Genomic DNA, 17108 nt, shown 5'->3' with positions numbered 1-17108 from the left:
AATTGATTATAACATTATTTGGGTGCTAAGATTGTTGGGTTTTGTAAGGGTTTGTGCTTACACGCTATTGCACAATCTGTATCAACCGCTCAAAACTATCCACCACCTGATAGCTAATCGGCACACTATCCACACCTGATTGTTTGTCTTGGGTGAGTAGCGTGTCGTCTTGTGACTGGGCTTGCCCAAGTTTTTCAAAAAACAATTTGGCACTTTGTATTTTGTGTTTTTCACTGTCTCTTAAATCGCTTTGGCTCATACCGCCTTTGGTCTCGGCAACAAAATAGACATTGCGAATTTTTTGCCCTGCTTTGTCTTGATTAAAAGCAATCGCCCAATCAGGATTATAACCGCCAAAAGGGGTGGGTATTTCAAAGTTTTTGGGCAATTTGGCATAGACCACCACATCGTCCACCGCCTCTTCTAGGGCTTTGACAAAATGTTGTTCAATCTTAGAATCGGTCGGCACAAAATCATAAATATGGCGTGTGGCAGGCGTGGCATTGTCAGGCAGTGGCACATTGTCCACAAAAATCTCGTTGCTGTTATAACTTTGGGCGGTTAGTTCATAGCTGATTTTTTGCACAATCAATCTGGCTTTTTCTTCATTGATAATACGGCTTATCTCGCCAATAAAAGTCTCTGGATTGTGTGTAAATTGGGCAAACACCGCTTTGTTGATGCCTTTTAAAATAGCCACCACCGTACGGCGTGTTAGTTTGGTTGATTTGGCAACTTGTCCGACAAGGTCATAAGTAATGGGCGTATGCACATTGATGGCGTAGCGTTTGTAGTGTGTATTGGCTTTTTCAAAGCCTTCGCCTGCATTTAGCGTATCATAATCAAGCTGGTCTTTTTGCTCGGCGGTTTTGATGGTATAAGTCAAAGACGGCACAAATTTACCGCCCTTATCACGGCTTGTGTTGTCCACCGCTTTGATGCTTGCCTCAATCAAGATTTGACTGTCTAGATTGATTTGAAAAATGGCTTTTTGGTTGATGCGTCGCCATAGGGCTTGAAATTCTTTGCGTGCTATATTGGTTGGGTTTAGGCGGTTTTTGGGTTTATTGCCATTATCAATCATCCCTGCCAGCAACTTGGTATTTACCACGCTGTCAATGAGATTGATAATGCTGTGGGTAAAGGGTTTTAAGTCTTCAGGCAGTGTTGGTAAGTTGCCATTGTCCTTATCATCTTGGAATTTGGCAAGCAAATTGTCGTCATCGTCAAGATACTCATTTTTGAGTAAATATTTATAAATCTGATTGGCGGTATCGCTATTGACCACCATTTGCCCACCCAAATCGCTTAATAATACTTTGCCTGTAAAATACTGTGGATTGGCACGATTTGGGCGACTTTTTAGACTGTCTTTGAGTTCTTGTTGTAGTCCGCCCACAAAATTGGCATAGCTTTCATTGGTAATCACGGTCAAATTATTCAAAACCTGCACTTCACCCAATGGCAAATAGCCACTGTCCATTCGTGTGCCAAATTTGTCCACCGCTAGGCGAAGTCCACGCCCCACTTCTTGACGGCGTGAGATGATGTTGTCAGAATGTTTGAGTGTACAAATCACAAAAACATTGGGATTGTCCCAACCTTCACGCAACGCAGAATGCGAAAAGATGAACCGCACATTTTTGCGTTTTTTGGTCATTTCATCATCGTGTGGCTCAGAAAAGGCAAGCAATGATTCTTTGTCCTTTAAAATCAAGTCATAAGCGTTCACATCGTCCGCCACCGCCACACTTTTGCCCAGTTCTTCATCTTTGACATTTTTGGTGGTTGGATTGACCAAATGGCGGTTTTTGTCCACACTAAAATAGCCGTTGTGCGTGTCATTCACATCAATGGATTTTAGGTAGTTTTGGTAAGGGTCGTTTTCTAAGTTCAAATCCAAATAGTTTGCCACTTCCGCCTGATAGGCGTCCACAAACATTTGGGCATAGTTGCCATTGACTGCCTTGCCATCGGTGTCGTATTGGCGGTATCTGGCAACTTCATCAATAAAAAACAAACTTAGCACCTTAATGCCTTTATAAAACAGCCTTTGTTCGGTTTGTAAATGCGACCGCACCGTCTCACGGATTTGGATACGGCGTAAATCGGTGTCATCAAGATTGCCTTGTCCAACGCCAAGGCGAATGCCATTGGCAAACTCTATGCTTTGATGGGTGATATTGCTCACCACATAGCGGTCTTTGTATTGCTCGGACTCGCCTGACACTACATACAAATCATCGCCTTTTTTGACTTGGCGGATTTCACGGCGAAAAGTGCCTTTTTTGGATTTGATTTCAAACTCCAAACGAGCAATGGGCGCTTGTGCCGACACGATGACTTCTTGCAAATACACATAACCGCTTGTGCCTGAAAACCCTTGTGCCTCAATGCTTTTGACGGTGATTTTTTTGACCAATTTTTGGTTGTAAGCGTCCAATGCGTCCAAGCGATACACCAAATTGTAGTCTTTTTTGTGCGTAGCAGAATAACGCAAAATAAAGAGCGGATTAAAATTTGCCAAACTTTGCAAAGTCTTGTCCGCCCCCATTTTTTGCGGTTCGTCCAGTATCAAAATGGGGCGGTTCTTACTAATCACATCAATCGGACGGCGTGAATTAAAATCATCAAGTATCTCATAAATGCGTCTGTTGTCTTTGCTTGTGCTATTAAAGGCTTGAACATTGATAATCATAATATTGATACCGCCGTCCGAGCTAAAACTCTCCAAATGGTGCAAGGATTTGGAATGGTAAATAAACGCCTTGGGTCTTTTGCCATATTCTGCCAAAAAATCATCCGCCATCATTTGGATACTTTTATTGACCCCTTCACGAATGGCAATGCTTGGCACAACGATGATAAACTTTGACCAGCCGTATTTTTGATGAAGTTCAAACATCGTGCGTAAATAAGTATAAGTCTTGCCTGTGCCTGTCTCCATTTCTATATTTAGATTGAGTGGACTGGTTGTCAGATTTTTGCCTTGACTGCTGTCGCTTGTGATAAGCGTGTCTGATTTTATCAAGCCTTGATGAATTTGCACCCTTTGGATATTTTTTAGGATTTCATTGGTATCAAACAAAGGGGCATTGGCAAGTCCCACATCGTCCCAATCATCATCAGAATAAAGCGAACCTTGCTTTGGCGGTGTCGGTGCTGTGCCACGGTCTAGGGTATAGCGGGTTGTGCCTATAAGCTGTTCTTGTCCTGCAAAAACATCCACCACCGCTTTGACCGCTTGTAATTGATAATTAAGTGGCTTAAATACAATTTTCATCAACGCCTCCTAAATAAATCTGACATCGGTAGAGTGGCTAAGCTGTTTAAACCGCTCAATGATATTGGTCTTATCGCTGTCTGTGGCAATCGCTCGCTCACTGCTGACAAATCGCACAGGATTTAGCTTGGCAATCTTGTCAATCATCTGAGTGTCAATATAATCAAGGCTTGCCACAAGGCTATTACCGCCTACTTGATAGACGGTGTGTCCGTCAATATGGGTACGCTCTATGGGCAAAGACAACGGCACGCCCACATCCAGCATATAGCCAAACAGCAAATCTTCATCGCTTCGGTCGGCTTTGATATTATCCACCAAACCATCTAGCAAATCTTGGCTGTATTCATTGGGGCGATAGTACACATCGGTCATATTGCTACTATCTATTTTTAGCACACGAAAGCCTGTGTCTAGCGTATCTATACCGTCTTTATCCACATTATCCGCTTTGATTTTTGCCCCTGCACGGCGAATGCGTTCTTTGGAAATCTCGCTAATGGTGTGAAAACCTGCCTTATGGGCTTCGCTCTTTTCATCGGTTTGTTCAGGCAGTTGTACCATAATAAATTTGCGATTGCCACCGTCTTCGCTATTTAGTTGCATTACGGCGTGGGCGGTGGTGGCTGACCCTGCAAAAAAGTCTAGGATTAGGGCGTTTTTGTCAAAAATAATTTCGGCAAAAAACCTAACTAAATTTACAGGTTTTGGAAAGCTAAAAATTTTACCATCAAAAATTTCTGTAATTTCTTTTGTGCCATTTAAAGACATTCCAATGTCATCATTTAATTTTGTGCTAACTGCAATTCTCCCAAAACTTTCCCCTGCTTTTTTCATATCATCATCTTTAAAATAACGCATTACGGGATTTTTGATGTTTAGAAAATCATAATCATCTGGAAAAACAATTTTTCCTAAGTTATAATATTCATCAAATGTTTCTTTGGTAATAGCCCAAGTTCTTAATGGGTTTGCTGGATATGCTTTACCTGTTTTAGGGTCAATTAAGTCAAAAAAACTATTAGGGCGTTCCGTTGCAGTTGTTTGCTTAGTTAAATCGTGAACTCGCCAAGGGCGGTTTGGAAAATCGGGCGTTTCAAAGTATTTTCTTTCTTTACCTTCAATACTTGCGATAAATTTATCTGATTTTGCAAATGTTAAAATGTATTCATAATCTGATGATACGCCAAAAGGCACATCAGATTTTGCGGTTCTTTTTCGCCAAGGAAATTGACCAACAAAATGACTAGCCCCAAAAATCTCATCACAAATTTTTCTTAAATTATGCACTTCATTGTCATCAATACTGATAAAAATCACGCCATCATCGCTTAATAGATTTTTGGCAATCTTAAGACGGCTATACATCATAGACAGCCAATCACTATGAAAACGCCCATTGCTCTCGGTGTTGGCAACTAGGCGGTTGCCGTCTTCGTCTGTTTGCCCAGACCGCTCCAAAAAGCGGTCGGTGTCTTCACTAAAATCGTCATTATAAATAAAGTCATTGCCTGTGTTGTAGGGTGGGTCTATATAAATCATCTTGACCGCCCCTTGATAGCTTTTTTGGAGTAGTTTTAGGGCATCTAGATTGTCGCCTTCAATAAATAGATTGGCGGTGTTGTCAAAATCCACGCTTTCATCACGGCTTGGGCGTAGGGTTTTGGTGATGGGGCTGTTGGCGGTGAGTATGGACGCTCGTTTGCCCACCCAGTCTAGGCGATAACGCTCTTGACTGCCGTCTATAATATGATGGCTAAGCTCTTGTTTGAGTAGCTCAAAATCCACGCCAAGAGTGATGATGGGCTTGCCGTCTTTGTCAAAAAGGGGCTTGCCATTGTCATCGATTTGTTGGGTTTCACACACGCAATGGGGAAACAGCGTAGCAAGCTGTTTGATGTTTTCATCTGTGAAGTTTGGGGTGTGCATTTTTGGGGCGGTCATTGGGGTGTTTCCTTTTGGGTGGATTTGTAGGCTTGGTTTTCGTGGGTTGGTTGGTTGGGATAAGCGAGCATTAGCTTGCCATTTTTTACCATTGGCAACAAATAATCCGCTCGCAAAAACTGCTGATTTCTATCAAGCAGTTGAGCCAAAATCTTGCTTGTTAGGTAGTGATTTGAACATAGCTCTATGATTAAAGTTTGCATAAGTTCTGGCTTTAAGCGTTTTTTGTCTTTGGCGGGCTTTGTAATCTCAATAAATTTTTGTTGTAGCTCGGTAGGTAATATAGATAAATCAGTGATTACCTGTGGAGCTGACTCTCCGTTACCTGCCAAGCTAGGCTCGTTACCTGTTGAGCTTGGGTTATTATCTATCAAGCTAGACTCGTTACCTGCCAAGCTAATCCCAGTGTTAGACTCATTAAGACCAGTGCTGGGCTCGTTAAGGCCAGTGTTTGGGGTGTTATCTGTCAAGCTAGGGTGCAAGGTGTAGGACATTGCATTGCCCTTACCGTGCTTGATAAGCTGACCTTTGGCACAGAATTTCTTTAAAATACTGCTTGCTTTTAGGGTTTCTAGTCCGATGTTGATTTGAATGTCTTTATTGGTGATTTGCCCCATTTTTTTGACAAGAATCAACACTTCGGCTTCTTTGTCCGTCAAAACCCCAAAGCGTTTAAGCCACGCCATATCCTCTTCATCAATGAGTTTTTGTAGGCGTAGTACGATTTCGCATTCATTGTATTTACGCACGCTTTTAAAAACAATGGGGCTAAGTCCTGCATTTTGTAGACCACGATTCATAATGGTAATGCCACTGCCTTTGGTTTCGGCAAAGGTTAAATCATACAGCACTTGGGCGATGATGGGATTTCTAAGCTCTGAGCCTTTTTGTCCTTCAATGATTTGTGCCACGGGTTTGAGTGAATAGCCTGCATTGGTAAATTCAATGCGGTCGCTAAATCTGTTGATTTGAGAAGGGCGATTGGTGGCATAATCACGGTGCATTAGCATATTGACCACCGCTTCACGCACAACCGCTTGGGGCAATATGGGTGTATCGGCACGGCTTAAAGAATTGGGCGGTAAATAAAAATGCTTGGGCAAATCATCAATAATGTTTGCTTCTAACTTGGGTATCATTGTGATAATCGCTTCACGCAAATCATTGGTATGCAAAAAACGCTGTTGGCTATCTTCTACCCAAACCGTACCTGCGTGGCGAATATAATCCACCCTTGCCATTGGCATTAACCGCCTTAATGCCATATCACAACCAAACAACAAAAGCCCTGCCACATTGGGATAAATGTTGCCATCTTTTTTGACAGCAACATCTAAGGCTAATAATAGCTCTTCATCATTAAACTCAAGCTCGGTGGCGTTTGGTTTGACTTGTTTTCTAAGTTTGCGATAGCGTTCTAAGTGTTTGGGGTCAATGTCATCAAAACCAACACCATCTAGCACCATTTGCTCATAAGACAATCCAGCTGACGCCACAAGCAAGGGTTTTAATTCATCAAAAGTGGCTTCATAATCGTTATTAACACCACGAAGCCAAACCCCTGTTTTGGTAAAGTTTTTGCCATTTTTGCCTTTGGCAATAAAGGTACAAGGCTTATTGGTGTTTGGCAGTTCATCAACTTTAATGGCAATGACCGTCTCACCATCAATCGTAGCCAATCCCATATCAATGGCAATGCTTTGGTTGAATTGGGTACGACAGTTGTTTTGGATTTGACCAAGCATCTCGTCGGTATCGCTAATGCCCGATGCCCAAAATTCATCGTGTTTTTCGTCAGGCTCAGACACACCAAGTAGCAAATATCCCCCTGCGGTGTTGGCAAAGGCACAAATAGTCTGCATTACCGAATCGCCAATCGCTTGATTGGTCTTTTTTGCTTCTAGGGTATCGGTTTCGCCAAATTCACGCAATACATCAAATAAGTCTAAAATTTCTTTTGGTAAAATCATAGCACACTCGTTAAATCATTTAACTGCCTTTTGAGTTTCTGCAACACCAAATTCATATGAACTTGCCTATTAAACTGCTTTTCTTTATGGATTTTGTTTTGTAAGGCTTGGATTTCTTTGGTTAAGGTTGCAATTTTTTGGGCTTGCTGTATTTTATCATCAATCGTCCAATTTGTCTTTGGGTCGCTTGGCGACAGCTGCTTGCCAGACAGTCCAGACGCATTTATCAATAATTGCTCAATCATCCATTCATACAAGGCGGACAAAGTCAAAACCATTGGCAAATCCTGACGAGTATTTGGCATTTGCCAGTCGGAGGCATAATACGCTCCCAAAACCACTTTTTGTGGGTCGTTTTCGTTTGGGCGTTTATTGGTAGCAATAACTTTGATTTTATCTTGATATACAATTTCAAAAATAATGCAAGATGGTATGAGCTTATCAATAAATGCCAAAATCTCTAATGACAAATCTGCGACACGGCTATTTATCACAAAAATTTGTATTTCAGGCATTTTATCTGTACTGGACAGATTAATGGTGTCGCCAGACAACTTATACGCCCAATGAATGCTTTGGATTTGTTCTACAAATAAGCGTTCTATATGGCGATTGGCATTGCCTTTTTGATAAAAAGTGGTTTTGGCAATGAGTTTATCTACTTTGGCACTGATAGGATAATTCAATAACATTCTATCGCTCCTATGCCATATCAATTAGCACAATAAAACCAATCAATTCAAAATCATCAATCCCTGACACATCATTCACCAATGCACTGGTGGTGGAGCTGGCAAATAGACTGTCAATATCTTTTTGAGATTTGATGGTTTGAATGCTGGCAACGGCTTGGTCAAGCAAATCTGAATAATGCGTCATATTTTTGCCGTCTTTGGTTAGTTCATTAAATTTTTCATAAACAGATGGCAGGGGCGTGTCAAACTGGCGACTTGCTTTTCTGGCTTTGTCTAGCAAAGTCTTGCACTGGCTATAATCATTGATAATCTCCCCTTTTTCATTGATGTACACCAAAAAATAAGGATAAAGGCGGTTGGTGTGAAAGTGGGCATTTTGGCGGTTGGCAAGATTTGTGTGTTGCGACTCTTGTACCTGCAAGGCAAAAATTACCCCTGCTGGCAAACCGTTTTGGGGACAAGCAGGAACGACAGCGTGCAGTCCTTTGGGTAGGCGTGGTAGCTTTGGATTTTGCTCCAAATAGCCAAGCAAATCCATACGAAAATCATTTAGCCCCAAGTCGGTAATCGCCACACCTGTATGGGTGTCTTCTAAGTCCAGTACTTCGCTTTGCAAGCGTTCTAACTGTTCAAGGCGGTAGGTAATGTCATTGTCTTTGCTGGACAATACATTATCATCGCCTGTGCTTGCCACATCCACAATCACCATCCGATTTTCTACCCGTTCACGCAAACGAATGTAGTCGTCTAGGCTAATGTCGGGCCAGTAATTGGCAAGTTGCACGACCTTGTTGGGCGAGCCAATGCGGTCAATCCGCCCAAACCGCTGAATGATACGCACAGGATTCCAATGAATGTCATAATTGATAAGATAATCGCAGTCTTGCAAATTTTGCCCTTCAGAGATACTGTCGGTGGCAATAAGTAAATCAATTTGGCGAGTTTCACTGGGGAAAATCAGCGATTTTTGTTTGGATATTGGCGAAAACAGCGTCAATAAACCTTGTATATCATAACTTTGACGACCGTCTTTTGTTTTGCCTAGCGTGGATTTATGCTGTGAGCCTGTAATTAACGCAGTATGAATGCCAAATTGTTGTATCATCAAAGGAGCAATGTATTGATACAAATAATTGGCGGTATCGGCAAAAGCAGTAAATACAATCATTTTTTGATTATTTGGATTGATAGGATTGTTAATTTTTTGGCAAATATGGTCATATAAGTGTTGTAATTTGGCATCCGCCTGCTCATTGATTGGGGCGATGGCAGACACAATGTCATTAATAACGGTCAAGTCGTGGTATAAATCCTCTTGCCAACTCAGCAAATCCAAATCTTCAAGATGAATTTTAAGTTTTCTACCAATCAAATTTTCGTCATTGAGTGCTTGGTCATTTTCCTCTTCATCATAGCCAAAATCAGGCGACAAACTGACTTCATCATCTATTTTACGCTGTTGATAATCGTCAATTTTACTCAAAATCTGTTCAATATTGGTTTTTAATACCCCAAGTGTCAAAGCAAAGGCGTGTACAGAACTTTCCAAGCGTTTCAATAGATTGACCTTCATCAAGGCTTGCAGGCTTTTTTCACGGTCGGCTTGACGAAATTTACCCCCACCTTCGGTCAAAGTATCAAAAATCGCTTCGTATTTTGCAAGTTTACTGTCTAGAATATAAGCAACAGGAGCATAAACCGCCATTTTAATCAATGACAATTTTTGGTACAAATGGTTGATTGAAAGGGTGTCGCCAATAAAAATCGGTACTCTAAAGGACAATGGGGGCAGGCGTGTCGGAAACTGCCCGATGTCTGTGGTGTCATAAAAACTTTGAATGTGTTTGCGAGAACGCGCTATGGTTACACTGTCTAGTAATTTAAAAAAGTCAAAATCCAATGAGTTTAAAATGGCAGTCGTGGTGCGTGCTTCGGGCGGTAATTTTGCCCACGCATTAAAACTGGCTTGTGCTCGCCGAAAGATGGTCTCAATGTCTCGTTCGGTGTCCAATTTATTGTCTAGGTTTTGACTGTCGCCTTCATATGCCAATGCCAGCTGATTTTTTAAATCATTAAAACGGTTATTGACAGGCGTGGCGGACAACATCAACACTTTGGTTTTTACCCCTTGACGAATGACTTGATTCATTAGGCGGTCATAGCGTGTTTGCTTATCCTTATAATAATCTTTATTACGAAAATTGTGTGATTCATCAATTACAATCAAATCATAGTTGCCCCAATTTATCCTGGACAAATCAATGCCTAGTGTTTCTCCGCTTTGACGAGACAAATCGGTATGATAAAGCACATCATAATTAAATCTGTCTTTGACAAAAACATTGGTAAGTACATTGGTGTTATAAGTTGTCCAGTTTTGGGCAAGTTTTTTGGGGCATAATACCAATACACTTTTATTGCGAAGTTCATAATATTTAATGACCGCCAAAGCGGTATAAGTTTTGCCCAAACCAACACTATCGGCCAAAATACAGCCATTATAAGTTTCTAATTTATTGATAATGCCTTTAACGGCATCTTTTTGAAAATTAAACAGCTTTTGCCAAATCAAAGTGTTTTGAAATCCAGTCAAATCATTGGGTAACACATCTTCATTGATATCTTGCAAAAACTCCTTAAAAATATGATAAAGTATCAAAAAATAAATCTTTTGTGGTGGATTTTCTTGATATACCGATGAAATATGCTCAATAATGGCATTGGTAATATCTTCAACCTTTTGATTGTCTTGCCAAATTTGGTCAAATAAATGTGAATACTGTTCGGCAAAAGGACTTTCAAAACGATTGACCAAATTGGAGATGGCATTGCTTTTTTGATAGCCCAAGCCAACAGGACTAAATCCTTGAATGGGCATATATACAAAACTTTGATTCTTATTACCCATATGCAAAAATTCTTGCATTGGGGCATTACTAAGATTGGATTTAAATGTTGCCTTTTGTTTTATCCATTCTGCACATTCTTTGGCAATCGATTTTTGGGTAAGTTTATTTTTTAGATGCAATTCAAAAACCGAACCACAAAACTTGTCTTCTGCATCGTTTGTTTTGTTTTCAAAAATGGTATATTCTCTTTTTTCTTTTTTTATGTTATCAAGTGAATTTTGTGCCAAAAAAGTAGGAGAAGTAAAGATAAATTGCAGCTCTTCAATTTTTTGAAGTTCATTTTTTAGCATTGAAAACGCATAAATAGAAAAATAAGACGAAGCAATTTTTAGGCGTGTATTTTGCCGATTGATTAATTGCTCTTTTAAGTCATCTCCCAATAGATGATTGATGTTGTCAATAATTTTCATATCCGCCATCTTTGTATTCTCCAAATTAGCCCTTAGATAAACCATTTAATAAATTGGCATATACTCAACTCAATAAATGCCTATTAAACAAATGCGTTGGCACATCAATCAAAACAACCTGATGACTGGATATAAAAGTATCCATACCAAGACCAAAATTTTTCATATTTAACCACACGCTATCATTTTTATCATTTGCATAATCCAAACACATAAAATTTTCAAAGCAGTCTGTATCCATATAATATTGATATTTTTTTGATAAGGTATAAACCTTGCTATCACTAATATCTTCTTGCGATATATTAGGATATTCGTTTAAAACTGCTTTAACATTTTCAATAAAAGTTGAAGAATAATTTTCTGAATCAAGACTACCTTCTATGAGATAATCTGATAAAGCAAGGTATATTTCAGCAGGCAAACCTTGATAACTATCCCACCCTAACTCCCAATCATCCTCTGGGTAGTCAGCATTATCGTCCAATATATGAATGTGTGATAAGTGGTTTTTATTAAAAAACAAAGTTCGGTTATTGATTGTGTCGATATGAATAAAATCAGAAAATCCGTCATCTAAATTGCTAATGACTTGATTGGCGGTTTTTAAGCTAATTGGATACCAAATGGACTTTTCTTGGCTGGGAATGCCAAGCCCAATATGACCCCAAAAGCAGTTATCATTCCTGCCTGTATAATGATAACGATTACTCCGTATTGTATCAATCGTTATCTTTTCTCTAGTTAATTCATCAACGCTAGTATCGTACAGCAATGCCAAATCTCGTAAATGAGCAATACTGGGTTCGGATTTTCCATTTTCCCATTTTGCAACGGTTTGCTGGGTTACTTTTAGACGAATTGCAATGTCTTTTTGGGTAAATTTATAAGCCTGTCTTAGCTCTTTTAATATCTTCATAATACAACCTATGATTGTTTTACAACTTTTGATTGTATTTTAAACCATTTAAACGCAAAAGACAAGATTTTAGGCAATAAAAAACACCCCCATTTCTGAGAGTGTTTTTTTAGAACAAACTAACGGTAACGCAATTAGCAATTGTAGCCTAGGTCATAACGGTCGGCGTTCATTACTTTTGTCCACGCTTTGACAAAGTCACGGGCAAACTTCTCACGGCTGTCGTCTTGGGCGTATAGCTCAGCATAGGCACGCAAGATTGAGTTTGAGCCAAACACCAAGTCCACACGAGTGGCGGTAAATTTGGTTTCGCCAGATTTACGCTCATTGATGTTGTAGCTGTTGCGACCTGTTGGCTCCCAAGTGTAGTTCATATCCACAAGGTTACGGAAAAAGTCGGTAGTCAATACGCCCACTTTGTCGGTAAACACGCCGTGCTTGTTACCCTCAAAGTTAGCACCCAGCACACGCAAACCACCCACAAGCACGGTCATTTCCACCGCTGTCAAGCCCAAAAGCTGTGCACGGTCAAGCAAAAGCTCTTCTGGTTGTGGGGCATAGTGGGCTTCTTGGAAGTTTCTAAAACCGTCATGAACTGGCTTTAAGTACTCAAAGCTCTCGGCATCGGTCATCTCTTGTACTGCATCGCCACGCCCTGCATCAAATGGCACTGCTACATCAAGCCCTGCGTCTTTAATCGCTTTTTCAACGGCTGCTGTACCTGCCAATACAATCAAATCCGCCATTGAGACTTCTTTGCCACCGTTGTCATCAGCAAAGGCTTTTTGAATGCCCTCAAGTACGCTTAGCACTTTTTGTAGACGCTCTGGCTCATTGCCTGCCCAGTCTTTTTGGGGTGCTAGGCGAATGCGTGCACCGTTGGCACCACCACGATAGTCCGACCCACGGAAAGTGCGAGCACTGTCCCAAGCAGTTGCCACAAGCTCGCCAATGCTTACATCAGATGCCAAGATTTTTTCTTTTAAAGAGTTAATCTCATCAGTGGTTGGCACATATTTGGGGGCAGGGATTGGGTCTTGCCAAATCAAGTCTTCGCTTGGCACAAGTGGTCCTTGATAGCGAGATTTTGGTCCCATATCACGGTGGGTCAGTTTGAACCACGCACGCGCAAAGGCATCGTCAAACGCCGCTTGGTCGTTCAAGAATTTTTCAGAAATCGCACGGTATTCTGGGTCTTTGATAAGTGCCATATCGCCATCATTCATCGTGATTTTGCGTTTGATAGACGGGTCGTTTTGGTCAACAGGCATATCTTCCTCGTCCATTTCAGACGGTTCCCATTGATGAGCCCCTGCTGGCGATTTGACATTGACAAATTTGTCTTCGTATTTGAAGAGTAATTTAAAAAACTCATTGTCCCAACGGTCAGGGTTGGTTGTCCACGCCCCTTCAATACCTGATGTGATTTTGGCAACATCTTTGGCATCGGTTTTCCAGCCCAAGCCTTGATTGGCGATGTCCGCACCCTCAGGCTCTGCACCGACTTTACTGGCGTCTGCGTTGCCGTGCTGTTTGCCGATGGTGTGTCCACCTGCCACAAGGGCAACGGTTTCTTCTACGGTTACGCCCATACGCTTAAAGGTGATTTTCATATCACGCGCGGTGGCGATTGGGTCAGGGTTGCCGTCCACGCCTTCTGGGTTGATGTAAATTAGACCCATCATTACCGCTGCCAGTGGGTTTTGCAAATCACGGTCGCCAGACCAACGGTTGCCCTCTGAGCCTGTTTTGGCAAGCCATTCTTTTTCGTTACCCCAATAAGTGTCTTTTTCTGGGTGCCAAATGTCTTTACGACCAAAGGCAAAACCAAAAGTTTTAAGACCCGCCGCTTCATAGCCCATTGTGCCAGCCAGTACAATCAAATCCGCCCACGAGATTTTGTTGCCGTATTTTTGTTTGATAGGCTGTAATAGACGGCGTGCTTTGTCAAGGTTTGCGTTGTCTGGCCAAGAGTTTAGGGGGGCAAAGCGGATATTGCCTGTGTTGGCACCGCCACGACCGTCTGCCGCACGGTAGCTACCTGCTGAGTGCCACGCCAAACGACCCATCAAACCGCCATAGTAGCCGTGGTCAGCAGGCCACCAGTCTTGGCTGTTACGCAAAACTTCTTCTAAGTCTTTTTTTAGGGCGTCCACATCCAGTTTTTTAAGCTCTTGGGCGTAGTCAAAATCTTCGCCCAGTGGGTTTACTTTTTTGTCGTGTTGGTGCAAAATATCAAGGTTTAGTGCCTTGGGCCACCACGCCATTGGCGTTTCGCCGTCTTTGGTGTTGCTACCGTGGAATGGGCAACCGCCACCGTGCTGTGGGGCAAAGGGCTTTTGGCTGTCGTTGAGTTCGTCTAGGACGATGTCTTGGGGGGTGTTTGGGTTACTCATATGCTTACCTTCTTTTTGGTTGGCTGATAAATACAAATATATGAATGAAAACATTTAACTAAGATTAAATGTCTGTAAGAGATTATAGATATCACATTTTAATTAGTAAAATATATTATTTTTAATTTTTTGATTTAAATTTTAAATTTACTAAACTTGAAAAAATAGTTTTTTATTTAGAAAACTGATCTATAAAGATGTCAATATATCAACATAAAAAAAAGACCGCCAAAGTAAGCGGTCTTATGATTTTGGGGTTCATTCCTCATCATCGCCATAGTATTTAACCCCAATTTTAATGGGTTCACGCCCTTGGCTGCGACGAAAATTATTGGTATCACGCAAAGAATAAGCACAACCACAATACTCTTGCTGATAAAAATGCTCTCGTTTGCTGATTTCAATCATACGACTACTACCACCGCCTTTACGCCAATTAAAATCCCAATACTCAAGCCCCTCATAGGGAGCGGCCGCACGATGACCACAGTCGTTGATTTGGGACATATTTTTCCAGCGACTAATCCCCAAAGAGCTGGTCATCACCGAAAAGCCATGCTCATAAGCATACAAGGCAGTGCGTTCAAAACGCATATCAAAGCACATGGTACAACGACGACCTCGCTCAGGGTCTTGTTCCATACCCTTGGCACGAGCAAACCAGTTGTCCATATCATAGTCTGCATCAATAAAGGGAATGCCGTGTTTTTCGGCAAAGGCGATGTTTTCGTTTTTGCGAATGTCGTATTCTTTTTTGGGGTGGATATTGGGATTATAAAAATAAATGGTAAATTCAATACCGCTGGCAATCATCGCCTCCATCACTTCGCCCGAACAAGGGGCGCAGCACGAATGCAAAAGCACCTTTTTGTGTCCATTTGGTGGGGTCAAAATTGGGCGGTCAATCGGTGTCAGGTGTGGATTTGTTGGGTCGGCTTTGGCGATTTGGGCTTTATTGGCCGTGTGGGTGTGTACAGTCATAACAGTCTTTTGCGTTGATATCAGTAAACAGATATTATAGCATTGATTAGAAAAATTTGCTAAAATTTGCCTGCATGAGTCATTGATTTTTAGCAATTTTTATCTTACTTTAACTTTTAGCTTAACCAAGGCTTTTATATGAAACTAGACTGGCACGACACCCTTGATATCGCCATTGCCTTGTGCGACAAATACCCCGATGAAGATGTGCAATACATTCGCTTTACCGATTTGCACCGCTATGTGTGTGAGCTTGACGGCTTTGTGGGCGACCCTGACAAATCCAACGAAGCCACCTTAGAAGCCATTCAAATGGCGTGGCTTGATGAGTTAGATTGATTCTAACTTGTTCGTTGGTGCTTTGGTAATGTGGATATCATAACTGTTGTGATATCCTGTGCTGCTTTGTGTTGTTTGTTTTTATTAGTACATACTATGTATTTGCTTTATACTCATCACTGACATTCACATTGTATGGTGTTAAAAAACCATTCACTTGCTTTTAATAGTCATCAGACAACAGTACCTTCATTGATGACAAAATGAACTTCATCACCGACTTGATGTGTCGCCATAGGACCTTGTGTCTGAATAAGAAAAAAGGTGGTTTTTTGGTTTTGAACATGACTTAGTCTGTATAACCAATCTCCTGCAATAAATGATTTGTCGGTAATGGTGGCTTGCAGTGCTCCTTGGGCTGTATGGCTACAAAATGATGTCTGTGTTGGACGAATGAGTAGTTTTTTGCCGTTAGGATTGGTGGCGATGCTTTGACAATGCTGGGCATAATCATCAAGTGTGACAATGACCCCATTACCAATAAACTTGGCAATTTGCTCGTTGGCAGGGCGATAATACAAATTGGTCGGCGTATCCCAACCTTGTAGTTTACCATCAGACATGATTCCTACCATATCTGCCATACAAAATGCCTCATTTTGGTCATGCGTAACCAAGATGGAAATGACATTTTGAGATTTTAGCAGTTCTTTGACTTGGTGAGATAAGCTTATTCTTAAATCCACATCAAGATTGGAAAATGGTTCATCTAGCAAAATGAGACTTGGTTTGGGGGCAAGGCATCTTGCCAACGCCACCCTTTGTTGCTGACCGCCAGATAGTTGGTGTGGATATCGAGATTCAAAGCCTGTCATTTCTATCAACTCAAGCAGTTCGGATACTCGTTGGCGTTGGTCGGCTTTGTTGATGTTTGTCAGTCCAAAAGCGATATTTTGGGCAACGGTTAAATGCGGAAACAGTGCATAATCTTGAAATACCATGCCGATATTACGCTTGTGTGCAGCAATGTAAATAGATTCATCAAAGAGCGTGCGGTCATTGAGAACAATTTGTCCTGTTTTTGGGGTTTCAAACCCCAGCAAGCATCTTAAAATGCTGGTTTTGCCACACCCAGAATGCCCTAAAAGACAGGCAATTTGCCCTTGTTCTAGATGAAAATTGACATCGCTAAAAATGGTTTTGTTGCCAAACTGCAAGCTTAAATTATTGACAGTAAGTGTCATGACATCGCTCCTAAAATATCCATCATGCTTGATTGGCATGGTGGTTAATTGGGTATTTGCTGGTTGTTTTTATGAGTG

The 17108-nt window shown here is 41.3% G+C and carries 10 protein-coding genes; 1 reads left to right on the top strand and 9 read right to left on the bottom strand.

Annotated elements, in window-relative coordinates; translation table 11 throughout:
* Window positions 1–64: 64 nt before the first annotated feature.
* The 8 genes from U9670_RS07590 to U9670_RS07555 form a co-directional block, all read right to left on the bottom strand.
* Window positions 65–3283 (bottom strand): restriction endonuclease, encoded by a 3219-nt coding sequence (locus U9670_RS07590; RefSeq protein WP_323842089.1) that lies wholly within the window; start codon window positions 3281–3283, stop codon window positions 65–67.
* 9 nt (window positions 3284–3292) lie between these two features.
* Window positions 3293–5227, bottom strand: coding sequence for a site-specific DNA-methyltransferase (locus tag U9670_RS07585; protein ID WP_323842090.1), 1935 nt, complete (start codon window positions 5225–5227; stop codon window positions 3293–3295).
* Complete coding sequence (locus U9670_RS07580) at window positions 5224–7197, bottom strand: RNA/DNA-binding domain-containing protein (protein ID WP_323842091.1); 1974 nt, start codon at window positions 7195–7197, stop codon at window positions 5224–5226. Before U9670_RS07580 ends, U9670_RS07585 begins: the two co-directional genes overlap by 4 nt.
* Window positions 7194–7889 carry a DUF4391 domain-containing protein gene (locus tag U9670_RS07575; protein ID WP_323842092.1) on the bottom strand — a complete coding sequence of 232 codons (696 nt, stop codon included), beginning with the start codon at window positions 7887–7889 and terminating at the stop codon, window positions 7194–7196. The genes U9670_RS07580 and U9670_RS07575 overlap by 4 nt, the downstream gene beginning before the upstream one ends.
* Window positions 7890–7899: 10 nt before the next feature.
* The gene (locus U9670_RS07570; RefSeq protein WP_323842117.1) at window positions 7900–11211 is read right to left on the bottom strand and encodes a helicase-related protein; all 3312 of its coding nucleotides are present in this window, start codon (window positions 11209–11211) and stop codon (window positions 7900–7902) included.
* A gap of 64 nt (window positions 11212–11275) precedes the next feature.
* Window positions 11276–12130 carry a helix-turn-helix transcriptional regulator gene (locus U9670_RS07565; RefSeq protein WP_323842093.1) on the bottom strand — a complete coding sequence of 285 codons (855 nt, stop codon included), beginning with the start codon at window positions 12128–12130 and terminating at the stop codon, window positions 11276–11278.
* A 134-nt stretch (window positions 12131–12264) separates the two neighbouring features.
* A complete protein-coding gene (gene katG / locus U9670_RS07560; RefSeq protein ID WP_323842094.1) occupies window positions 12265–14526 on the bottom strand; it encodes a catalase/peroxidase HPI in 2262 nt (753 codons plus the stop codon).
* 258 nt (window positions 14527–14784) lie between these two features.
* Entirely contained in the window at window positions 14785–15507 is a 723-nt protein-coding gene (locus U9670_RS07555) for an epoxyqueuosine reductase QueH (RefSeq protein WP_323842095.1), read from the bottom strand.
* A gap of 138 nt (window positions 15508–15645) precedes the next feature.
* Here U9670_RS07555 and iscX point away from each other — a divergent pair, with 138 nt between their 5' ends.
* Window positions 15646–15846 carry a Fe-S cluster assembly protein IscX gene (iscX, locus tag U9670_RS07550; protein ID WP_323842096.1) on the top strand — a complete coding sequence of 67 codons (201 nt, stop codon included), beginning with the start codon at window positions 15646–15648 and terminating at the stop codon, window positions 15844–15846.
* A gap of 173 nt (window positions 15847–16019) precedes the next feature.
* Here the strand turns inward: iscX and U9670_RS07545 are convergent, their stop codons facing one another.
* Entirely contained in the window at window positions 16020–17030 is a 1011-nt protein-coding gene (locus tag U9670_RS07545; RefSeq protein ID WP_323842097.1) for an ABC transporter ATP-binding protein, read from the bottom strand.
* Between the last annotated feature and the right edge of the window lie 78 nt (window positions 17031–17108).

This window comes from Moraxella tarda, from assembly GCF_035181405.1.
Lineage (GTDB): Bacteria > Pseudomonadota > Gammaproteobacteria > Pseudomonadales > Moraxellaceae > Moraxella.
Note: the sequence above shows the minus strand (reverse complement) of the source record. Positions and strands in the feature narration are given on the sequence as shown.